Origin of the sequence: Calidithermus timidus DSM 17022, from assembly GCF_000373205.1 — a bacterium.
GTDB classification, from domain to species: Bacteria; Deinococcota; Deinococci; order Deinococcales; family Thermaceae; genus Calidithermus; species Calidithermus timidus.
Map to the genome: position 1 here is coordinate 356,931 of NZ_KB890688.1, position 20,877 is coordinate 377,807.

Annotated in this window: 24 protein-coding genes, 1 tRNA gene and 2 pseudogenes; 20 read left to right on the plus strand and 7 right to left on the minus strand. The window is 63.7% G+C overall.

All coding sequences use genetic code 11. The features are described 5' to 3' along the window. The 5 genes and pseudogenes from coaE (at window position 1) to B047_RS0104935 (ending at window position 2,727) form a co-directional block, all read left to right on the plus strand. Window positions 1–591, plus strand: a complete 591-nt coding sequence (coaE, locus tag B047_RS0104915; RefSeq protein WP_018465846.1) for a dephospho-CoA kinase — start codon at window positions 1–3, stop codon at window positions 589–591. Further along, window positions 575–1,369, plus strand: a complete 795-nt coding sequence (locus B047_RS0104920; protein WP_018465847.1) for an ABC transporter substrate-binding protein — start codon at window positions 575–577, stop codon at window positions 1,367–1,369. The genes coaE and B047_RS0104920 overlap by 17 nt, the downstream gene beginning before the upstream one ends. A gap of 151 nt (window positions 1,370–1,520) precedes the next feature. Next, entirely contained in the window at window positions 1,521–2,006 is a 486-nt protein-coding gene (locus B047_RS0104925) for a DUF7736 domain-containing protein (RefSeq protein ID WP_018465848.1), read from the plus strand. A 119-nt stretch (window positions 2,007–2,125) separates the two neighbouring features. Then, window positions 2,126–2,254, plus strand: a pseudogene (locus tag B047_RS18660) (hypothetical protein); the annotation flags it as partial. A gap of 290 nt (window positions 2,255–2,544) precedes the next feature. Continuing rightward, entirely contained in the window at window positions 2,545–2,727 is a 183-nt protein-coding gene (locus tag B047_RS0104935; protein ID WP_018465850.1) for a hypothetical protein, read from the plus strand. Window positions 2,728–2,729: 2 nt separating this feature from the next. Here the strand turns inward: B047_RS0104935 and B047_RS0104940 are convergent, their stop codons facing one another. Continuing rightward, window positions 2,730–3,206 (minus strand): S-layer homology domain-containing protein, encoded by a 477-nt coding sequence (locus B047_RS0104940; protein ID WP_018465851.1) that lies wholly within the window; start codon window positions 3,204–3,206, stop codon window positions 2,730–2,732. Window positions 3,207–3,351: 145 nt separating this feature from the next. Here B047_RS0104940 and B047_RS17820 point away from each other — a divergent pair, with 145 nt between their 5' ends. From B047_RS17820 to B047_RS0104965, 7 genes and pseudogenes are all read left to right on the plus strand, one after another. Further along, on the plus strand, window positions 3,352–3,900 hold the full coding sequence (locus tag B047_RS17820; protein WP_013156912.1) for a hypothetical protein: 549 nt from the start codon (window positions 3,352–3,354) through the stop codon (window positions 3,898–3,900). A 21-nt stretch (window positions 3,901–3,921) separates the two neighbouring features. Continuing rightward, complete coding sequence (locus B047_RS0104945) at window positions 3,922–4,833, plus strand: ABC transporter ATP-binding protein (RefSeq protein ID WP_018465852.1); 912 nt, start codon at window positions 3,922–3,924, stop codon at window positions 4,831–4,833. Continuing rightward, entirely contained in the window at window positions 4,830–5,531 is a 702-nt protein-coding gene (locus B047_RS0104950) for a hypothetical protein (RefSeq protein ID WP_040779215.1), read from the plus strand. Before B047_RS0104945 ends, B047_RS0104950 begins: the two co-directional genes overlap by 4 nt. Before the next feature lie 32 nt (window positions 5,532–5,563). Further along, a pseudogene (locus B047_RS18325) lies at window positions 5,564–5,710 on the plus strand (helix-turn-helix domain-containing protein); the annotation flags it as partial. Between the two features lie 96 nt (window positions 5,711–5,806). Then, the gene (locus B047_RS18330; RefSeq protein WP_245533708.1) at window positions 5,807–6,082 is read left to right on the plus strand and encodes a hypothetical protein; all 276 of its coding nucleotides are present in this window, start codon (window positions 5,807–5,809) and stop codon (window positions 6,080–6,082) included. A gap of 96 nt (window positions 6,083–6,178) precedes the next feature. Next, window positions 6,179–7,486, plus strand: a complete 1,308-nt coding sequence (glmM, locus tag B047_RS0104960) for a phosphoglucosamine mutase (protein ID WP_018465855.1) — start codon at window positions 6,179–6,181, stop codon at window positions 7,484–7,486. A gap of 185 nt (window positions 7,487–7,671) precedes the next feature. Next, entirely contained in the window at window positions 7,672–8,121 is a 450-nt protein-coding gene (locus B047_RS0104965) for an acyl-CoA thioesterase (RefSeq protein ID WP_052606034.1), read from the plus strand. Between the two features lie 97 nt (window positions 8,122–8,218). On the opposite strand, the gene B047_RS0104970 is transcribed toward B047_RS0104965, so the two are convergent. The 5 genes from B047_RS0104970 to rpsB all read right to left on the minus strand — a co-directional run bounded on the left by B047_RS0104970 (window position 8,219) and on the right by rpsB (window position 11,996). Next, window positions 8,219–9,088: a phosphatidate cytidylyltransferase gene (locus B047_RS0104970; protein WP_018465857.1), complete on the minus strand. Its 870-nt coding sequence runs from the start codon at window positions 9,086–9,088 to the stop codon at window positions 8,219–8,221. 85 nt (window positions 9,089–9,173) lie between these two features. After that, window positions 9,174–9,731, minus strand: a complete 558-nt coding sequence (frr, locus tag B047_RS0104975) for a ribosome recycling factor (protein WP_026234595.1) — start codon at window positions 9,729–9,731, stop codon at window positions 9,174–9,176. 94 nt (window positions 9,732–9,825) lie between these two features. Beyond that, window positions 9,826–10,530 (minus strand): UMP kinase, encoded by a 705-nt coding sequence (pyrH, locus tag B047_RS0104980; protein WP_018465859.1) that lies wholly within the window; start codon window positions 10,528–10,530, stop codon window positions 9,826–9,828. Between the two features lie 76 nt (window positions 10,531–10,606). Then, complete coding sequence (tsf, locus tag B047_RS0104985) at window positions 10,607–11,197, minus strand: translation elongation factor Ts (RefSeq protein ID WP_018465860.1); 591 nt, start codon at window positions 11,195–11,197, stop codon at window positions 10,607–10,609. Window positions 11,198–11,240: 43 nt separating this feature from the next. After that, window positions 11,241–11,996, minus strand: coding sequence for a 30S ribosomal protein S2 (gene rpsB / locus B047_RS0104990; RefSeq protein WP_018465861.1), 756 nt, complete (start codon window positions 11,994–11,996; stop codon window positions 11,241–11,243). Between the two features lie 197 nt (window positions 11,997–12,193). On the opposite strand from rpsB, the gene B047_RS0104995 reads away from it, so the two are divergent. From B047_RS0104995 to B047_RS0105020, 6 genes are all read left to right on the plus strand, one after another. Continuing rightward, a tRNA-Ala gene (locus tag B047_RS0104995) sits at window positions 12,194–12,268 on the plus strand. Between the two features lie 51 nt (window positions 12,269–12,319). Continuing rightward, on the plus strand, window positions 12,320–13,465 hold the full coding sequence (locus B047_RS0105000; protein WP_018465862.1) for an NAD(P)/FAD-dependent oxidoreductase: 1,146 nt from the start codon (window positions 12,320–12,322) through the stop codon (window positions 13,463–13,465). A 3-nt stretch (window positions 13,466–13,468) separates the two neighbouring features. Next, window positions 13,469–13,831 carry a hypothetical protein gene (locus tag B047_RS0105005; protein ID WP_018465863.1) on the plus strand — a complete coding sequence of 121 codons (363 nt, stop codon included), beginning with the start codon at window positions 13,469–13,471 and terminating at the stop codon, window positions 13,829–13,831. Window positions 13,832–13,953: 122 nt separating this feature from the next. Continuing rightward, window positions 13,954–14,427: a GreA/GreB family elongation factor gene (locus tag B047_RS0105010; protein ID WP_018465864.1), complete on the plus strand. Its 474-nt coding sequence runs from the start codon at window positions 13,954–13,956 to the stop codon at window positions 14,425–14,427. A 93-nt stretch (window positions 14,428–14,520) separates the two neighbouring features. Continuing rightward, on the plus strand, window positions 14,521–16,029 hold the full coding sequence (gene lysS, locus B047_RS0105015; RefSeq protein ID WP_018465865.1) for a lysine--tRNA ligase: 1,509 nt from the start codon (window positions 14,521–14,523) through the stop codon (window positions 16,027–16,029). Then, complete coding sequence (locus tag B047_RS0105020) at window positions 16,029–16,931, plus strand: cation diffusion facilitator family transporter (protein ID WP_018465866.1); 903 nt, start codon at window positions 16,029–16,031, stop codon at window positions 16,929–16,931. Before lysS ends, B047_RS0105020 begins: the two co-directional genes overlap by 1 nt. 322 nt (window positions 16,932–17,253) lie before the next feature. On the opposite strand, the gene B047_RS0105025 is transcribed toward B047_RS0105020, so the two are convergent. Next, entirely contained in the window at window positions 17,254–17,730 is a 477-nt protein-coding gene (locus B047_RS0105025) for a GreA/GreB family elongation factor (RefSeq protein WP_026234596.1), read from the minus strand. A gap of 270 nt (window positions 17,731–18,000) precedes the next feature. Between B047_RS0105025 and B047_RS0105030 the strand changes: the two genes are divergently transcribed. Together B047_RS0105030 and B047_RS0105035 are read left to right on the plus strand one after the other, a co-directional pair. Further along, the gene (locus tag B047_RS0105030) at window positions 18,001–19,998 is read left to right on the plus strand and encodes a hypothetical protein (protein WP_018465868.1); all 1,998 of its coding nucleotides are present in this window, start codon (window positions 18,001–18,003) and stop codon (window positions 19,996–19,998) included. Further along, entirely contained in the window at window positions 19,995–20,861 is an 867-nt protein-coding gene (locus tag B047_RS0105035) for a dihydrodipicolinate synthase family protein (RefSeq protein ID WP_018465869.1), read from the plus strand. The genes B047_RS0105030 and B047_RS0105035 overlap by 4 nt, the downstream gene beginning before the upstream one ends. Window positions 20,862–20,877 lie beyond the last annotated feature (16 nt).

Sequence of the window (20,877 nt, forward strand, 5' to 3'; positions counted from 1 at the left end):
ATGCGCATCATCGGCCTCACGGGCAGCATTGGTAGCGGTAAGAGCACGGTCGCGCGGATTTTGCGCGAACTGGGGGTGACGGTGCTCGATGCCGATGCCTTTGCCCGCGAGGGGTCGGAGGTGTTGCGTGAGGCCATCTGCCGACGCTTCCCCGAGGCCTGTGTGGCAGGGGAACTGAACCGGCGCAGGCTGGGGCAGTTGGTGTTCGCCGACCCCCAAGCCCGGCGCGACCTCGAGGCCATCCTGCACCCTTACGTGCGCCAGCGCATGGCCGAGGCCGCGCAGCAGGCTCGGGAAAGGGGGGAATCCCTGATCGTGCAGGACATACCCCTGCTGTTCGAAACCGGTAGAGAGGGCGATTTCGACGGGGTATTGGTGGTGGTCGCCCCCACCGAAGCGCGCCTGCGAAGGGTACGGGCCCGTAGCGGCCTCAGCGTCGAGGAGTTCGCCGCCAGGGACGCCAGCCAAGTGCCCCAGGAGGAAAAGCTCCGGCGGGCGACCTGGATAATCTGGAACGACTCCGACCTAGAGAGCCTGCGGGCACGGGTGCGGAGCTGGCTCGAGGAGGTGAGGGATGAAGCTCGTGCATGACTGGCTGGGGCCCATCGAACTGCCCGATTCGGCCCGCCGCATCGTCTCGCTGGCTCCCAATGCCACCGATACCCTCTTCGCGTTGGGCTTGGGGGAGAGGGTGGTGGGGCGCAGCGCCTTCTGCTACCGCCCGGCAGCGGTACTCGGTTTGCCCGTGCTTTCCAGCTACACCCGTGTGCGCTGGGAGCTGCTGAGGAGCCTCGAGCCCGACCTGGTGCTCGTGAGCACCGGGGTGCAGCGGGGGCTGCTGGAGGAGCTGCGCCAAGGCGGGATCCCAGTCTTTCCCGTTCCCCTGCCGCAAAGCCCCTATGGTATCCTCGAGAACATCGTACTGCTGGGCGAATTGCTGGGAGTGGGGGAGCGAGCCTCGCGACTGTGCGCCGAACTGGCCGAGCGATATGGCCGACTGGCCGGAATCCTGCCCCCTTTGCGGGTCTACTTCGAGTTCGACCTGGGTGGACCGATCAGCGTGGGCCGGGGAAGCTACGTGGGAGAGGCGCTGCGCCACCTGGGCCTGGTCAATGTCTTCGCCGATCACCCCCACAGCTACTTCACCCCCGACCTGGAGGCCGTCCCCACCCTTCACCCCGACCTTGTGATCTACGAGCCCAAGCCCCACCGTTCCCGTCCCCGGGAGCGGGCAGCCATCCTGATGGCTTCGCGAGGCTGGAATTACCCGCTGGTAGTCAACGGCGGGGACGAACTGGCCCACTATGGCCCGCTGTTTTTTGGCTACTTGGAGGAGCTCGAGCGGCAGGTCGAGCGGTTGGGGCTATGAGGTATTAGAGGCCTCGAGGTCATCTGCCTTTTTCATTGGCCCCCGCCGATGCTATATTGCTTAGAACCCCGGCCTCGAGCCGGAGTTTTTTAGAGTGCTGAGGGTTGAGGATGCGAGAGTTAAGCGGTGTTGGAGTGCGGAGGAGGTTGGCGTGAGGGCGGGAGGGCTGAGCCCCAAGCGGGTGATGTTTGCCGGGCTGAGCCTGGGTGTGGTGTGTGGCGGCCTGATGCTGATGAGCCTGAGCGGGGTTGCTCCTGTGCTCATGGGCGCTTACGGGGTGGTCTTCGTGGGCTGGTGGGTGGCCTACGTGATGCCCTACTCGCTGGGTCAAGGCCGCAAGCCACGACGGCAAGTCCTGGCGAGGCGCTTCAGCCTGCGGGCCATCCTCAGCGTGCTCAGCGGATGGATGCTCTGTCACGAGCCGGAAGAGGTCTACGACCTGCTGGAATACCTCACGGGGCAGTCCGACCCCGATGCGCTGCTGCTGGAATCGGCCAGAAAACAGCTTCTGCGCCAGTTCCCCAAGCTCAGACGCCTGAAGCTTCCTCCGGAATCGGCCAAGGCCGAGGAAATATGGGCCTGGCTCGAGGCCCAGGAGCGGCGCCTGGGTACCGAGCACTTGGTACGCCAGGGCTAAGGTTTGGGGAAAAGCTCCACCAGGCTTTCGCAGAGCACCTTCCAGCCCGGTTGGATAAAAGCCGGCCAGGCTGTGTCCTCACGGGCTTACGACTGGCTATCGATGATCGCCTTCCTGGCGTGAGTCGCAAATACTTCGGCACCGATGGCGTGCGCGGCGTGGCCGGTGAGCCGCCCCTGACGCCGGAATTCGTGCTCAAGCTCGGCCAGGCGGCCGGTGCGTACTTCAAGGCCCACGACCGCCGGCCGGCGGGTCAGTTGGGCCTGCACGAGGTAGACCCCGCGCTCCTTGTCGTAGTCGAGCACCAGGATTTCGCGGCCCGCCTCGAGCTCGGGCTCCCCCGGTAGGGTCTGGCAGACCACCCGGTGGATGTTGCCGAAGCGGTCGCGCACGTTGGCCGCTCCGCCCGTGGCCGTGACGCGGAACGCCGCGCGGCCCCACATGCCCACCAGGTCGCCATCAGCATCGGCAGCAGCAGGGAGAGGGAGACCCCGCGTCCGAAGCCGAAGAAGCCTGCCAGGTCGCCCAAAGGCGAGCCGTGGCCGTGGTCGGCGTCGCCGTCGTGGGCGTGATCGCCGTGGGCGCCCATCGGCACCACCCCCAGGCTCAGCAGCAGCCCCACCGCCAGGGGCAGGGCGAAGACGAAGTTCCACCAGTTCAGCAACTCGCCCAAGGGGTTCACCTGTTCATAATCTATCCCAAAAAGTGCGGGCCGGTGTGACCCTACCTGAAGTAGGGCAGGCCGAGCGCCACTAAGCTGCTATAAACCACGCGCCAGCCGCCCGGACCCGACACGAGCCGGGCCGTGCCCCGGCGGGTGTAAACGCTGCCCCCTTCCGAGATGACCACCTGGAAGCTGACCGTGGCCTCGCCCCCGCTGACGCGGGTTTGCAGCCCCCGGAGCTCGAACCCGTCGATCTTCCCCACGGCACCGGTCGCGAAGCCGGGAGGGGCGCCCTCGAGGAACTCGAGGCTCCACCCCGGATCGCCGCACCTGAGCCCCTCGAACACCTGCCGCAGGGCGTTCTCTACGAGTTCCCTCGAGCCCGCCGGGCTCCCCTGGACCAACTCCTTCGCCGCCAGCGCCCGCACCGCCTCCGCCGCCCAGTGGCAAGGCGGCACGTCCACGAAACCGCCCCGCGGGGCCTGCTGCGCCCCCGCCAACCCCAGGACCGCCAAACTTGCCAGCAACCAGCGCATGCCTACAGGATGCCGCGAATCCGGGCAGTCGTGGGCCGTCCGGAGCACAGTTTTGGATATGACAGGAAAGGGCATTGATTCTGCCACCCGGTAGCCGGATTAATCTGAGAGATGCCCAAAAGGTGTCGCAGATAAGGGAGTAAAGATGAAACTTCAAAGGCCCGAGTCGCTTTTGCCCAACTCACCGAATACCGTGGACGGTTATGTGCAATCACTCATCGAAACCGTGTATCAACTAGGCATCACCAACCCGCTACAGCTCGAACCGGCCCTCACCAACCTTGGTCTTGCTCCTAGACTGGTCAATCCCCACTTCGCTACCTCTGTGTGCACTCCTTTTGGAAGGATGATCCATATCCCAGTGCAAATCTCAACCAAGACGGAGGGGCGGCCTTCACTGTATTTCCTTCCGGTTGGGGGAGAGGCTTTGGCGGGATACCTTATCAACCCCGAGGGCGAGATTTATGAGCGTTGGGTCAAGCGCGAAACTGGCTCAACGATTCCGGCCCAAACCGGTGATGACTTCCGGGTTCAGCTCAGGACGCTCAAGGGAGAAGTTATATGGAACGGGGTTGGGAGGCTCGAAGTCACCGACCCTAAACGGGGAGAAGGCAGGCTCGAGGCCATTGGAAACGATCCGAAGCCCTTTGGATGCTGGTGGGCAGGCTGGAGTTTTGTGTTGGTTTGCCCCTGAACCGGCTGATCTCCGAGCCTCATGACCGCTCCTCTAGTACTAATTGACCAAGCCAGTGCCATCTACCGTTCTTTCCAGGGTCAGTCCAGGCTGACCCTGGAGAGCGTAAGTCTTCGATTGATGCCGGGCGAAACCCATGCGCTGATAGGTCGCAACGGTGCTGGGAAGACCACTCTGCTCAGGCTAATCCTAGGCTTGTTGCCTACTCTGACCGGGAAAGTCAGCGTACTGGGCAAAGATCCCGTCACACGGCGTACCCAGATCATGCGGGAGGTCGGGGTCTTGCTGGATGGTAGGCGCGCGCTAGAACCCCGCCTGAGCGGATTAGAGAACCTAACGCTCAAAGGCTCGATGTACGGGCTGCCCAAAGCCGAACTCCATGACCGTGTTAAGGCCCTGCTAGACCACTTCGATCTTCCTGCTAACGAACCGGTAAACCGGTACTCGAGGGGAATGCGACAGCGGCTTATCCTAGCGGGAGCTGTTCTGCATAAACCCCGAGTTCTTCTTCTCGATGAGCCTACCCTGGGTCTGGATATTCGGGGGTGGGATCTGCTACTGGAGCTCATCGAGCAAACGAACAAGCTCGGGGGGGCAGTGCTGATAACCTCACAGGAAATTTCACTCATGGAAAAGATCTCAAGTTGGGTAAGCGTTCTGGAACGGGGAAGAGTGGTGGCTTCTGGAGCGCCATCGGACGTGCTGTGCATCCTAGGCTACAGCGCTCGAGTGCGCCTAAGGGTTCTCAATCCAGCCAAGATGGTAATCCCGATACCTCCAGGCTTCTCGTGGGATGGGGAGTTTCTTGAAGGACCGCTCAGTTTGGAGGGATTGGAGGAGGCTATATCCTACCTGCGCTCTACGGGTGCAGGCTTAGTGGGCCTTGAGCAAGTCTCGGGTATAGAGCGGCTGGTGAGGGGAGAGACGACATGATGCTGGCCTTGTGGAGCATCGTCCGGTTTGGCGTTTTGGTGGAGATTCGCTATCCGGTCGTGTTCCTAAGCAACGTGGTATCTACGGCATTATTCCTAACTTTGCTATTGCTAGGGGGGCGCGCGATCGGCGTTGGGGGAATCGAAGGCGCCCTATTCATCACGTTCATAATCCTTGCGGCGCTGCAAGCCCCTCAGCGCGCATTAGAAGACAGCTCAGCGGAGCCGGAGGAGGTGTACTTGTATCCCATCCCCCCCATCGCCACGCTGATTTTTCAAGCAATCGGCTTGGCTGTGAGGACTGTGTTCAGCTTTACCATCGTTTACCTCGTGATGCTTTTTCCCCTGCACCTGCCCACGAGTACCCTTATTGATTTGTGGATTTATGCCCCTGTAGCCTTTCTCGCCGGCCTAGGACCAGGATTGCTTTTGGGCGGATTTTCGCTTTTACTCAAGAAAACCGGGGCATTGGTCAACTTGATGGCGATCATCGTGCTGGCCGGGGCGTTTTTGCCCAGTTCGCTGATGAGTTCTGTAGGTTCTTACCTACCGTTTTCGGTAGTACAAGGCTTGATGCGTGGCACGACGGATATAGGTACTGTTGCTGTTGTGTGCGGAGTTTCCTTGTCGCTAGGAACGCTAGGATATGCTTTTCTCGAGCGCCTGGTGATCCGTATGGGCTTCTCTGGTATCAAGTAGCTATGCTCGATGAGTATGTAGTCCAAGATCCCATGCAGGCTCGAGCAATCCTCAACCCAGCACGTTTGCGGGTGCTGTTGGCGTTTGACGTACCGAAAACCTCTGCACAGGTTGCCCGGGAGATCGGGGAGGTGCCTAACCGAGTTGGGCACCACATCAGGCTACTGCGACAGTTGGGGTTGCTGGTGGTGTGTTACCGGCAAGGTCGTAGGGTTTTTCTCGAGCGGAAGGCTCGTAACTTCAGAATACCCTTTTCCCTAACACCTTACTCGAGCTTGGAAGAAGCCCTGGGATTGGCGTCTGCCGAAATACTGCAATTGCTTCGCCAAGCAGTGGCTCACTGGCAACAAGAATTAGATGAGGAATTTATCCTCGTCGGTGAAGACTTCCCGAAACTACCCCGATCCCCTGTCAAGATACTGGATTTGGTGCTCACCAGTGAGCAAGTCGCTATGCTCGAGGAGATGCTTCGCAACCTGAGCAATAACGGCAAGCGTGGGGTTGCCGGGCGACGCTACAAGCTCGCCGTGCTTCTCGCCCCGGTGCACTGATGAACTCTTGTAGAGGATGACGCCTTGTGTCTTGCGTACGACGTAGGACCCGCACCCGGCTATCCGCTATCGACATTCCCCGTTAGACTATTCGCCGTGAGTCGCAAATACTTCGGTACCGATGGCGTGCGCGGCGTGGCCGGTGAGCCGCCCCTGACGCCGGAATTCGTGCTCAAGCTCGGCCAGGCGGCCGGTGCGTACTTCAAGGCCCACGACCGCCGGCCGGTGGTGCTCCTGGGCAAGGACACCCGGCAGTCGTGCGACCTGCTCGAGGCCGCCCTGGCCGCCGGGCTCATGTCGCAGGGCGTGCGGGTCGAGCACCTGGGGGTGCTGCCCACGCCGGGCGTGGCCTACCTGACCAAGCAGCTCGGGGCGACGGCCGGGGTGATGATCTCGGCCAGCCACAACCCCTACCAGGACAACGGGATCAAGTTCTTCAGCGCCCAGGGCGACAAGCTGCCCGACGAGGTGGAGCTCGAGATCGAGAAGCTGTTGGAGCAAGACCTCAAGACCGTCGGCATCGGCACCGTGGCCGACTTCAGCGAGGCCGAGCGCATGTACCTCGACTTCCTGGCCTCCAAGGGTCGCAGCCTCGAGGGCCTCAAGATCGTGCTCGACACCGCCAACGGGGCCACCTACCGCCTGGCGCACCGCCTCTTCCAGCGCTTGGGGGCCGAGGTCTTCGTGATGTTCAACACCCCGGACGGGCGCAACATCAACAAGGGCTGCGGCTCGACCCACCCTGAGTTCCTCAAGGCCCAGGTGGTCGAGATGGGCTACGACCTCGGCGTGGCCTTCGATGGTGACGGCGACCGCGCCATCCTCGTCGACCGGCAGGGGCGCGAGTTCCACGGTGACCACATCCTCTACCTCAACGCCCTCGTGCGACGCGAGCCGGGCGTGGTGGGCACGCTGATGAGCAACATGGGCCTGGAGGTCAAGCTGCGCGAGGCAGGCATCGCTTTCTACCGCACCGCGGTGGGTGACCGCTACGTCTACGAGAAGCTCAAGGCCAGCAGCCTCACCCTGGGGGGCGAACAGAGCGGGCACATCCTCTTCCTCGAGCACGCCCCTACCGGCGACGGCATGCTTACTGCTGTGCTTACCCTCTCGGCCATGCTCGAGTCGGGCAAGGACCTCTGTGAGTGGCGCGACGCTTTGCCCATGTTCCCCCAACTCCTCAAGAACGTGCGGGTGCGCGACAAGCACGCCCTGATGCAAAAGCCCGAGCTGCACGCGGCCATTGCCCAGGCCGAGGCCAGACTGGCAGGCCAGGGGCGCATTAACGTGCGCCCTTCGGGCACCGAGCCGTTGGTGCGGGTTATGGTGGAGGGCCCCACCGAGCTGATCGAAGGCGTCTCGGCGGAGATGGTGCAGCTGGTGCAGCAGCTCGACGAGGCTTGAAGCGTTGCCGGTGGGTGCGGCATACTGAGTTTCCTCGAGCCGCAGCGGGACCCGCGCTTACCGTGGACCTCTCACCCGACAACGCCTCGGCAGTGGTCTATGTCAGCACCCTCGAGCGCATCGGCGAAACCTTGGAGATCCTCAACCACGCTCACCGCTTCATTCAAGGTGAACTGGCCTACCGCATGAAGCTGCACTCGAAGCCTCTGGGTAAGATAGGACCCGTGACGATCCGCGTTCCCGTCAAGGTGCGCTACGCCGAAACCGACGCCATGGGCGTGGTACACCACTCCCGCTACATCCCCTGGCTCGAGCTCGCCCGGGTGGAGTGGCTCGAGCGCCTGGGGCTCCCCTACACCGAGGTTGAGGCCCAGGGCCTGGCCTTTGCCGTGGTCGAGGTCAGCCTCAAGTACCGCGTTCCCGCCCGCTTCGGCGACACGGTAGAGGTCGAGGTGTGCCTGAGCGAGCTTTCCTCGAGGGCCCTGCGCTATGATTACCGCGTCTGGCGCGGCGAAACCCTGTTGGCCGAGGGTTACAGCCGCCACCTGTGCCAGAGCCGGGAGGGGCGGGCCACCCGCATCCCGCCGGAGATTTTGCGGCGGCTCGAGGCGCACTGGAAATCGCACGAAATTTAGAAAATTACCAATCCGCCTACGGCTGCCTCTTGCTGTAGGCGTTTACGCTGAGCCGTGTGCGGCGTAAATGTGGGAATCGTGACGAGAGCGTCAAAGCCTATCCTACGAAGATTCGGAGCAGGAAGTACGTCAGGGGCACGCTGAAGAGCAGGCTGTCCATGCGATCGAGAAGGCCACCGTGGCCGGGGAGGAAGGAGCCGGAGTCCTTGACGCCACAATAGCGCTTGAGCATGGACTCCGTGAGGTCTCCGAGCTGGGCGGAGAGGGAGAGGAGGAGGCTGACGGCCAGCAGTTCGACCCAGCGGAAGGGCATGGCGGCGTTGGCCAGGGCGGCGATGAGCAGCACCCCCAGGAAGCCGGCCACTATGCCGCCGATGGAGCCTTCGACGGTCTTGCCAGGGCTGATGCTGGGGGCCAGCTTGTGCCTGCCAAAGCGCTTGCCCACGAGGTAGGCCCCCACGTCGGTGCTGAAGCTAGCGAAGATCGGCAGCAGCAGCGTCCAGAAGCCCTGCACGGCGTCGGGGGTGTAACGCAGCAGCACCAGATAGCCCAGCATGAACGGCACGTAGAGGAAGGCCATCAGGCTGAAGGCAAAGCGGGGGATATTGGCGCCGTAGAGCAGCTCGTAGCTGAAAGCGCCGATGAGCACCAGCCCCAGCGCCACCTCGCGCCAGGGGATGCCGGGGTAGATGTCGTGCAGTTGGGGTAGCGAGAACAGCAGCATCACCACCCCGCCCCAGCGCAGGAAATGCATGTTGAGCGCGATGCCACGCAGGCGCAGCATGTCGCGCAATTCGGCAGTGGCCAGCCACAGGATTCCGATCAGCACCGGAAGAATCAGCGACAGCCCCACCCACATGATGAACAGCAGCAGGGCGAAGCCGACGATGGAGGAGAAGAAGCGCGTAGCCAGCGAATCTTCTGCGGTTTTGACTCGAGCTTGCTCTGGCTGGGTGGGCTTTTCCATGGGAAAAAACCGGGGCGGGGGATTGAGGGTGTGGCGACCTCACTGCCTGAGCGCGATTGGCAGTTGGGTGATGCCTGAGGTTTGCTCAACTGCCGAGGATCTCGTGCTCCTTTTTCTGCACCGCCGAATCGGCCTTGTGCACGAACTCGTCGGTGATCTTCTGCACCTCGGCCTCGGCGCGCTTGAGGTCGTCTTCGGAGATGAGCTTCTCCTTTTCCAGCTTCTTGATCTTGTCCAGTGCTTCCCGGCGAGCGTTGCGCATGGCTACCTTGGCCTCCTCGCCGTAGTGCTTGACCGATTTGACCAGGTCCTTGCGGCGTTCCTCGGTCAGGGGAGGGATGACGATGAAGATGGAATCGCCTTTGTTGTTGGGGTTGAGCCCCAAGTCGGAGTCACGGATGGCCTTCTCGATCTCCTTGAGGGCTTGGGGGTCCCAGGCTTGGATGACCAGGGTGCGCGCGTCGGGCGCGGAGACGGTCCCGACTTGGTTGAGGGGCATGAGTGAGCCGTAGTATTCGACTTTGATGTTGTTGAGCAGGGCGGGATTGGCTCTGCCAGAGCGCATTCCGCTGAGGTGGTGCTCGAGGGCCTCGAGAGCCTTCTGCATGTGATTTCTGGCTTCAGCGTAAATGTCTTTTAGCATAGCGCCTCCTGAGAAGGGGTTTGCCGGTATCCTCTACATTAGCGTATCCGTGCCGCGAGGGCAGCCCGGATTCGTGGGCTGTGGAGCCCTTTACTCACCTGTGAACCAGCGTGCCGATGGGCTCGCCTCGGATAACACCCTCGAGGCTCCCCTCCTTGAACATGTCGAAGACGATGATGGGGAGGCCCTGTTCCTGGCACAAGGTCATGGCGGTGCCGTCCATGACCTGCAAGCCCCTGACCAAGGCATCGTGGAAGGTGAGGGTGTCGTACTTTTTGGCCTGGGGGTTCTTGCGCGGGTCGTCGTCGTAGACCCCGTCCACCTTGTTCTTGGCCATCAGCACCGCCTCCACGTTCATCTCCAGCCCCCTCAGCGCAGCGGCGGTATCGGTGGTGACGAAGGGGTTGCCCGTGCCCCCGCCGAAAATCACCACCCGGCCCTTCTCTAAGTGCCGTAGCGCCCGGCGGCGGATGTAGGGCTCGGCGACTTGCTGGATGGTCAGGGCAGTCTGCACGCGGGTGGGCACCCCCAAAAACTCGAGGGCGTCCTGCAAGGCCAGGGCGTTCATGATGGTGCCCAGCATACCGATGTAGTCGGCAGTAGCCCGGTCCATCCCTACTCCCTGCCGTGCTCCGCGCCACAGATTGCCCCCACCCACCACGATGGCGAGCTGGGTGCCCAGGGCGTGGGCCTTGGCGACTTCCTGGGCCAGGGTCTTGGTGGCGTCGGGCTGGATGCCGAAGCCGTTACCCGAGAGAAACTCCCCCGAAAGCTTGAGCAGTACGCGCTTGTATCTCATAACCCAAAAAGTCGAGGCTTTGAAAGAAAGTCGAGGATCGAGCTTCCCGCGCTCGACCCTCGACCCTGGACATGGTTTACGCTCCTACCTCGAAGCGGCTGAAGCGCCGGACTACGATGTTCTCCCCGATCTTGGCGATGGCCGCCTTGATGAGGTCACCCACCTTGATCTTTTCGTCCTTGACGAAGGGCTGCTCTAAGAGCACCATCTCCTCGTAGAACTTCTTGAGGCGACCCTCGGCGGCTTTCTCGGCGATGTGCTGGGGCTTGCCCTCGCCCAGGAGCTGGGCGATGTAGATCTGCTTTTCTTTCTCGAGGTCTTCCGCCGGAACCTGCTCGACGCTCACGTAGCGAGGGTTGGCCATGGCGATGTGCATGGCGATGTCCTTGGCCAGGGCCTGGAACTCCTCGTTGCGGGCTACGAAGTCGGTCTCGGAGTTGAGCTCGACGATAACCCCCACCCGCTGGTTGTGGTGGATGTAGTAGCCGATGATCCCGTCGCGGGCCTCGCGATCGGCCTTCTTAGCCGCCTTCAGCGCCCCGCGCTCGCGCAGTAGGGTGGTGGCTTTTTCCATGTCCCAGCCAGCGTCTTCCAGGGCCTTCTTGACGTCGCTCATGCCCGCGCCGGTCTGCTCGCGTAGTTTTTTGATCTGCTCGAGTTGGCTCATAGCTATCCTTCAGATCTCACCTTAGCTCTGGACCCCCGGGCTTCTAAGCCTGGGCTTCTTCGCCCGCGACCTCCTCGGCTCCGGCGGGCGCCGTAGCTGCGGCGGCGGGGCGTCCTCCACCGCGGGTCTCCACGATCAGGTCGGTGACGCGGGAGAGGATGAGCTGAATGGCCCGGATGGCGTCGTCGTTGCCGGGGATGATGTAGTCGACGAGGTCGGGGTCGGAGTCGGTGTCGGCCAGCGCCACGATGGGGATGCCCAGCTTGCGGGCTTCCTTGACCGCGATGGCCTCCTTGGAGGGGTCGATGACGAAGAGGGCGTCGGGCAAGCGCTTGAGGTGACGGAAGCCGCCCAGGTACTTCTGAAGCCGGTCGAGCTCGTGCTTAAGACGTACCTGCTCGGTCTTGACGCGCTCGTTGATCTCCTCGGAGGCGAAGAGTTCCTCGAGTTCGGCCAGGCGGCCCACCCGGCTGGCGATGGTCTTGTAGTTGGTGAGCATTCCGCCCAGCCAGCGCACGTTCACGTAGGGCATGCCACAGCGCTCGGCCTCGAGGGCCACGATCTCCTGGGCCTGCTTCTTAGTGCCCACGAAGAGGATGGTGCCCCCGCGCATGGAGAGGTCCTGGATGTAGCTGAAGGTGCGCTCGATCTCCACCATCGTCTTCTGCAGGTCGATGATGAAGATGCCGTTGCGCTCGGCGTAGATGTAGCGCTTCATCTTGGGGTTCCAGCGCTTGGTCTCATGACCGAAGTGAACCCCGGCTTCGAGCAGTTCTTTGATGCTGATGTTGAAGGGCATAAGCCTCCGTACGGGAGAGGTTGGAGCGGCGTTTGGATTTGTGGCCTGGGCCTTTGGCGCGGGGACCTCTCCCTGCCCCGTGCCGCCTTCGGCACACCTGGCCGATTATAGGTGAAGAAGGCGGTTTGCGGAAGTGGGGAAGGGCTGCTATACTTCCAAACCGGTCGGGCGTTTAGTGTCAGGCGTTCGGCCCTTTCGGGGGTGTAGCTCAGCGGGAGAGCAGCGCCTTTGCAAGGCGAAGGTCGGGGGTTCAAATCCCTCCACCTCCACCACCAAGGCCGGGGCTCGAGCCCCGGTCGCTTTTTTGGTAGCCTCCGTTTGGCATGAAGACTTACCCTGCGAACACGCCGGTCTGGGAGGACCTGTCCTGGCCCGGCCTGCCTGCTTTGGAGGGCGACCTCGAGACCGACGTCTGCGTGGTGGGGCTCGGGGGGTCGGGGCTGTCGGCCCTGCGGGAGCTGCTCGAGCTGGGAGAGCGGGCGGTGGGTATAGACGCCGCGACGGTGGCCGGGGGTGCGGCGGGGCGAAATGGCGGCTTCCTGCTGGCCGGGCTCGCCCGTTTCTACCACGAGAGCGTGGCGCAGCTGGGGCGCGAGCGGGCCAGGGCCGTCTACCAGGCTACCCTCGAGCAGCTAGAGCGCATGGGCCGGGAGACCCCCGAGGCCATTCGGCGGGTGGGGAGCCTGCGCATCGCCGAAGGCGAGGAGGAATACCGCGACTGCCTCGAGCACCTCCGGGCGCTCCAGGCCGACGCTTTCCCCGCTGAGCCCTACGACGGCCCCGAGGGCCGGGGAATCCTCATCCCCTCGGACGGGGCCTTCAACCCGCTCCTGCGTTGCCGCCTGTTGGCGCAGGGGCTGCTGCGGGAAGGGGTGGCGCTGTTCGAGCGCACCCCAGCCCTCGAGATCGGCAGCGGCATGGTGCGAACGCCTGGGGGAAGCATCCGTTGCAAGAAGGTGATCGTGGCGGTGGACGGGGGGCTCGAGCGCCTGCTCCCCGAACTGGCCGGACGGGTGCGCACCGCCCGCTTGCAGATGTTGGCGACGGCCCCCGCTCCTGAGGTCAGCTTCCCCCGTCCGGTCTACTACCGCTGGGGCTACGAGTACTGGCAGCAACTCCCCGATGGCCGCATCGCGCTGGGGGGGTTCCGCGACCAGGGCGGGGAGGCGGAGTGGACCTACGACGCCGAACCCGGTGCGGAGGTGCAGGGCCGGCTCGAGCGCTTCCTGCGCGATCGCCTGGGTGTGCGGGCCGAGATCACCCACCGCTGGGCGGCTTCGGTGGCCTATACCGGCACCGGCTGGCCCATCCTCGAGGAGGTGCGCCCGGATGTGTGGGCGATTGGGGCTTACAGCGGAACCGGAAACGTGGTGGGGGCCCTTCTGGGCCGACAGGCGGCGCGGCTGGCGGCTGGGTATGGCCGAGGCCGGGCTGAGCAAAGCTGGATGGAATGGGGTATGCTGGGCTGAACTATGAGCGAGCCGAGCTTCGATGAGCGGGAGCTCATCCTGGAGTTGTTCCCCGGAACAGACCCGGATTTGCTCCCGCCCGGTGAGGTGCTTTACTACCGCGACGAAGACGGCAGGGTCCACATCGCCGAGGAGCCTCTGGAAATGGTACTCGAGCCGCTCGAGGCTACCCCTTCCACGGCTCCGGTGCTCTGTGAGGCCTGCCTGCGTCAGATGTCGCGGGCTTCGGTGCAGTTCTTCCGCTTCAGCGTGGGGCCCTCGGGCCGGCGCTGGCGCTACCTGACGCTCTGCCGGGACACCGGCCAGTGCAATGGGCTGGCTGAGCCCCGCCGATTGAGGGAATTGCTGCGCCGGAGTATAATCTAAGCGCAGTTAGGGATTGACAAATCCCTCACAGATTCCAGCCCCAGGCTTTGGCCGGGGCTTCACTTAAGTACCACTAAGGACCACGGGCGGTGAGCGCCCATTTGAGTGAACGAGGAGAACACATGCCGCGTGAAGTACAGCTTACCCGTGATGGATACGAGCGCCTGCTGCGGGAACTCGAGCAGGAGCGCGAGCGTCTGAGCGAGGCCACCCGCATCCTCCAGGAGCTGATGGAGTCCTCCGACGACTACGACGACTCGGGCCTGGAGGACGCTAAGCGGGAGAAAGCCCGCATCGAGGCCCGCATCAGTACCTTGGAAGACACCCTCTCGCGGGCGGCCATCCTCGAGGGATCTGCGAGCAAGGGCGACCTGGTGACGCTGGGGGCGGTGGTCAACCTCGAGGACGACCACGGCGGCAAACTACAGGTTCGGGTGGTCTCGCCAGCCGAGGCCAGCGTGCTCGAGGTGCCCATGAAGATCTCCGACGAATCGCCCATGGGCAAGGCCCTGCTGGGGCGCAAGAGGGGCGAGAAGCTGTTGCTGGACACCCCCAAAGGTAAACGCGAGTTCAAGATCGTTTCCGTGGAGGCTTGATCGCAGCGCAGCAGCAAAACAGAGCACTCAAATGCCAAACGCGGAAACCGAGTAGAATCGGGAGCGTTTGGTCTTTGCTTTTTGTGAGGGACTATGCCCGAGTGGAGTGAACAGACCCAGCAGAGATTGAAGAACCTCGAGGCCCTGGTCGAGGCAGGGTTCGAGCCTTTCCCCTACCGCTTCGACAAGACCCACGACGCTGCGCAGATCCGCGCGACCCACGGGGGAGCGCAGCCCCAGCAGGAGTGGCCTGATGAGCACGTGAGGGTCGCGGGTCGGCTGATGACCCTGCGCGAGATGGGTAAGGTCATCTTCGCCCACCTTCAAGATGGCTCGGGGCGCATCCAGCTCTACTTCTCCAAGAGCGACACCGAGCGCTTCGAACTCCTCAAGAAGCTCGACGTGGGCGACATCGTGGGGGTGGAGGGTCACGTATTCACCACCAAGACCGGGGAGATCACCGTCAAGGTGCGGCACTGGACACCGCTGGTCAAAGCGCTGCACCCCCTGCCCGACAAGTGGCACGGCATCAAGGACGTGGAGGTGCGTTACCGTCAGCGCTACCTCGACCTCATTCAGAACCCCGAGGTACGCGAAGTCTTCAAAACCCGCACCCAGATCATCCGGCTGATCCGGCGCTTCTTCGAGGAGCGAGGCTTCCTCGAGGTCGAAGGCCCCACCCTGCACGAGGTGGCCGGCGGCACCGAGGCCAGGCCCTTCAAGACCTACCACAACGCCCTGGGCCACGAGTTCAACCTGCGCATCGCCCTCGAGCTACACCTCAAGCGGCTCTTAGTAGGCGGCTTCGAGAAGGTCTTCGAGATCGGGCGCAACTACCGCAACGAGGGCATCAGCCCCAAGCACAACCCCGAGTTCACCATGCTCGAGGCCTACTGGGCCTACGCCGACTACAACGATATGAGCGCGCTCGTCGAGGAGTTGGTGCACTCGGTGGTGGTGGCGGTCAAGGGCAGCCCCAAGCTGCGCTACGGCCAGCACGACATCGACTTCTCACGCCCCTTCGCCCGCGTCGACTTCGTGGGCTCCTTGAAGGAGAAGGCCGGCCTCGACTTCGACCCCACCGACCTTGCCCGCCTGCGTGAGTGGACCGACGCCCGCCACCCCGAACTGCGCAAAGTCCCCGACTACGGCCTGCTCGATAAGCTCTTCGGGATCTACGTTGAACCCACCCTGATCAACCCCACCTTTGTGATGGACGTGCCGCTGGCCATCAGCCCGCTGGTCAAGAAGCACCGCACTCGCCCCGGCCTGACCGAGCGTACCGACTTGTTCGTGGCCGGCTTCGAGATCGCCCCTATCTACTCCGAACTCAACGACGCCCTCGAGCAGCGCGAGCGCTTCATGCGGCAGCTCGAGCAGCGGGCGGCGGGCGATGAGGAGATCCCCGAACCCGACGAGGACTTCCTGCTGGCTTTGGAATACGGCATGCCTCCGGCGGGCGGCATGGGTTTCGGCATCGACCGCTTCACCATGGTGCTCACCGACCAGCCCAGCATCCGCGACGTGCTGCTGTTCCCCTTGCTCAAACCGCGCAAGGCCGGCCCCGTTGGGGCCGAGACCATTCCCGCCGAGGTCGAGTGATGCAACCGCTGCAGGCTGCCTACCTGAGCCTGCTGGTAGGCTGCGCGATCTTCGCCCTGAAGTGGACGGCCTACCGGCTTACGGGCTCGGTGGCCCTGCTGTCGGATGCGCTAGAGTCCATCGTCAACATCGTGGCGGCGCTGGCGGCACTGTGGGCAGTGGGCCTTTCCCGGCGTCCTGCCGATGCCAACCACCCCTACGGCCACAGCAAGGCCGAGTACTTCTCGGCGGTGCTCGAGGGGGTTCTGATCGTACTGGCCGCCTTCACCATCGTGCGGGAGGCCTGGCCCCGCTTGCTGGCCCCCAGCGCGCCCCACACGGTAGGGGTGGGCCTGCTCATCTCCCTGCTGGCTTCGGGGCTGAACCTGGCCCTGGCGTCTTTCCTCATGCGCAGCGGCAAGGTGGCCCGCTCTCCAGCCCTGGTCGCCGACGCGCACCACGTGCTCAGCGACGTGATCACCTCGCTGGGTGTTCTGATGGGAATGGGGTTGGCCTGGCTGACGGGCTTTTGGCTGCTCGATCCCCTCTTGGCCATCGTGGTCGCCGGTAACATCCTGTGGGTGGGCTGGAAGCTGGTGCGGGACTCGGTGGGGGGGTTGATGGACGAGAGCCTCAAGCCGGAGGAGCTCCAGCAGATCCGCCAGGCCCTGCACCAGGCGGTACAGGGCTTGGTGCTGCAGGACAAGGTCATCGAGATCCACGACCTCAAGACCCGCCGGGCTGGACCCAGCACCTTTGCCGAGCTGCACCTGGTGGTGCCGGGCGAGATGTCGGTGGCCGAGGCCCACGAAATTTGTGACCAGCTCGAGGAAACCCTTCGCCAGCTTCTGCCCGGGGCCCAGCTGACGGTTCACGTCGAGCCGGAGTTCAAGGCCAAGCACACCACATTCACGATTGGCTGAGCCGTATGCTTTAGCGCTGGGCGCAAAGCCTTCAAACAACCCCAGTGGCTATCTTTTGGGGTCCTGTTGCGTTTTCTGCATTTACGCCGCACACGGTGAGGCGTCGATTGGCGCCTACAACACAGGCGCTTGTGGGCGCTACCGCCCTCCGCTACGCGGATAATACCAGATTCGGTCGGCCGCTCCGCTTTGGCGGGGCGGCCGACCGTCAGGGAGGGGTGTGCTTTAGGATTCAAAAAGATAGCCTCTGAAGGTCTTTGCTTTGGGTGATTATCTTTTTGAATCCGGTATAACTTCGGTGGTGAACTGAGCGAATCTGGTATCAGGCGTACTTCAGCTCGAGCACCCGGTAGATCTGAGCGCCCCGGCGTCCGGGGATCTCCACGTGGTCGCCCGGCTTCTTGCCCAGCAGGGCCTTGCCCATGGGCGACTCGTCGGAGATCTTGCCGCTGAACACGTCGGCCTCCGCGCTGCCGACGATGGTCAGGCTCATGCGCTGGCCGGTTTCGGTCTCGAGCTCTACCGTGACGCCCACCCTAACTTCCTCGGGGGTGCCGTTGCCGGCTTCCACCACCACCACCCGGCTCAGAATGTCCTCGATTTCGGCGATGCGGCTATTGTTGTCCCACATGGCTCGCCGGGCCTCGTCGTATCCGGCGTTTTCGCGCAGGTCGCCCTCGGCGATGGCGGCTCCCATGTCGTTGGCGATCTGGGCGAGTTTGGTGGTCTTGCGGTGGGTCAGTTCTTCCTGCAACCGCTTTACCCCTTCAGCGGTCATGTATACGGGTTTCTTGGTCATGCCTCCTCCAAAAGATGCCTTTGGGTTCCAGGTCGCGCCTTCAAAATGCGCGGCCACAGCAAAAAAGCACCACCAGCCTCACGCCGTCCGGGGCTGGTACTGATAGGGGATTATAGCGCGGACAGTGGGCCTTGGGGTGTGGAAAGTGGTGGATACCGATACAATAGGCCCATGCAGATGCGATTCCGACGCCTGCGCCCTGGGCTATGCCCTTTGCGAGCCTCTCGAGGGCGGGGGTATGAGCGATGGCTCGCTGTGGGGCTGCTTTGTGTGGCCTCCCTCGGCTGGGCTCAGACCCTCAGCGCCCCGCCATCGGGTCGAACCGGCTCTGCCCTGGAGATCTCGGGAGAGAGCTTGCCCGAGGGTCTTTACACCCTGCAAGTCACCTCTCCGGCGGGCAACGAGTCCTTTCCCGTGGAGACCTCTCGCGGCGCGTTCAAGCTGTCCTACACCCCCAAGGTGCCCGGAACCTACCAGTTCCGACTGGTCCTGCCCGACCGCACCCTCGAGGCCAGCAGCAGCGTTCAGATCATGGCCCAGACCCCAGTGCTCACCGCTGAGGGCCTGCGGGTGGGCAACTGGAAACTGCCCCTGCCCGGAGACTGGAGCGAGCCGCTGGTGGTGGCCAACCGAGCCTACATCTTCCGGGGGCCGCTGGTGCTCGAGATCGACCTGAGCAACCCCAGGATTTCCAACCGCTACTACCCCCCTGCCGAGGTCCAGGCCCTCGAGGTTCCCGCCCCTGGAGAGAACCTGCCGAGCGTACTGCTCGAGGGTGGGCGGCGGCTGAGGCTCGATGCCCTGGGGGGGCTGCCCTACGAAGGGCGCTGGGAGAGCTTGCAGGTCATCCGCGAGTTTGACCAGCTCCTCGAGAGCAGCGGCAGCCGCAACCTCGATCAAAGCCCCACCGAGGGCCGGCCCTACTGGTACTACCTGGCCCAGCCCCCCAGCCGCCTTAGCGCCCAAGACCTCAAGGCCTTTGGCCGTGATCTCCTGCGCCGGGGACACCGCCCTGAACTTCCCTGGGGCCAGGGGGTGATGCTTTGGCTGTCTCCTTGGCTCGAGCGCATGCGGGCCGCACGCGCTCAGGGCATCGAAGCTAGCCTGATGTGGTCGGACACCCTGCTGGAGTACCTGCCGCAGTTTCCCGGCGGGCGGCAGGCTCTCTTCGAGCAGGCGCTTTGGCTGGAAAACCAGGGTCGCCCCGACCTCGCCCTGCGTTACCGCGTTGCCTTGCGCACCTTGCGGTCGTGGGATGTGCCGCTGCGCTCGAGTTCGATGCTGGTGCTGGCTGGGGTGAGCGCGGGGTTGTTCTTGCTGGTGGGGGTATACCTGATGCTGGCCTATCTGCCTGCGCAACGGCGCAACCTGGCTGCGGTGGGGGGGTGGCTGGTGGGGTGGTTCACCAATCCCTTGCTGCGCCTAAGGCACACTGCGCTGGCCTATGCCACCGTTTCCGAGCGTGTCGTGCTGTTGGCGTTGTTGCTGTTGCTTGGGGGGGCGGTGGTGGTGTATGGCTTCGTTCGGCGCACCGAGACCCTCCTCGCCAACGATGCGCTCAGCCGGGGGACTTTGCGCTCGGAGGCCGCGCAGAACCTGCTTCGCAGCCTGACCGATGTCCCCGCCAGCCGGGGGCTGCTGGCCTATGCCCTGGCCCAGAGCGACCCCGCCGAATCGCAGCGGCTTTACCGGGCGGCCTCGAGCTGGCCGGTCGTGTTGCTGGGGCGCGGGGACCCCGAATCCCTCAGCCGGGCCTACTGGGCTGCACCGCAGTACTCCGCCGTGCAGGACGCGCTGGGCTTTGGTGCCGATCCCTGGTCACAGGCGTATCGCGATGCCGGAGTGGCCAGGGAGGGGGTGCCGACCCTACGTTTGATGTGGCTGGTGGTGACCCAGGCCGGGCTCGAGGACCTGCGCCGCGACTTCCTGCGCACCTGGAGCGACATCCGCATCGTTGCAAATCCCGTGGCGGCTTGGGCCAGCGGTATTGTGCTGTTGGTGCTGTTGCTGTTTATCCTGCTGAGCTTTTTCCTGCCCCGCCCCCGTGGCGCCGCCGGTTACCCCAACTGGCGTTACGGGGTGCAGCTTTTGTTCCTGGGTAGTCCGCTGTATAGCCAGGGCTGGGGCGTGTTGCTGGCCGGCTTTGGCCTGTACTGTCTGTGGCTTTACCAAGCGGGCCAGGCGACGGCCCTTTACGGGGTCGTTGTGGCCGTTCTCGTTCATTTGGTGATGTGGCTGCTGGCCCGTCCGCGCCGAGGTGCAATGTGATCTATCCCCCCATACCCACTCCTTTTGACCGCAAAGGCAATCTCGATGTCGAAGCTTTCCGCGATCTGGCACAGATGCTCGAGCCCCACGTGGACGGCATTCTGTTCTATGGCTCCAACGGCGAAGGCGTCCACCTCACCCGCGCCGAGCGAGAAAAGGGGCTGGCGGTTCAGAACCCCCGCAAGCCCCCGCTGGTAGGGTTGATGGAGGAGACCCTGGCGCAGGGCCTCGAGGCCCTCGAGCAGGCCCAGATCGTACAGCCCAGGGCCGTACTGGTCACACCTCCACGCTACTACGCGGCCAACCTAGGCAACGAGGGGCTCGAGGCCTACTTCAGCGGCCTGGCCGACGCCGGAAAACAGCTCTGGCTCTACCACGTGCCGCAGAACACCAAGGCCGAGATGCCCCTGAGCGTGGTGGCCAACCTCAGCCGCCACCCCAACATCAGCGGCCTCAAAGACTCCAGCGGTGAGCTGGCCCGGCTGGCTTTTTACCAGTCCCAGAGCTTAGACCTCGAGTACTTCACCGGCCACGCCCCCACCTTCTTGGGCGCTTTAGCCCTGGGGGCCAGCGGCGGGATCTTAGCGGCTTCCAACCTGGCTCCCCTGGCCTTCCGCAAGCTCGAGGAGGCCTGGAGGTCGGGCAACATGGTCACGGCCAACCTGCTGCAAACCCGCCTGGAGCCGCTGGGCCGGGTGCTGGGGCAGGGGGGCTTCGTGCTGCTGAAGCAGGCCATGCGCCACCTGGGTCTGCCCGCGGGCTATCCCCGCCCCCCCTACCCTGCCGAAAGCCCCTTATGGCCCTTGTTCAAGGGAATTTTGGAGGACCTCAAGGCCGAGGGGTGGCTGATCACGGGCGACTGAGTTGACCGGAGGAATG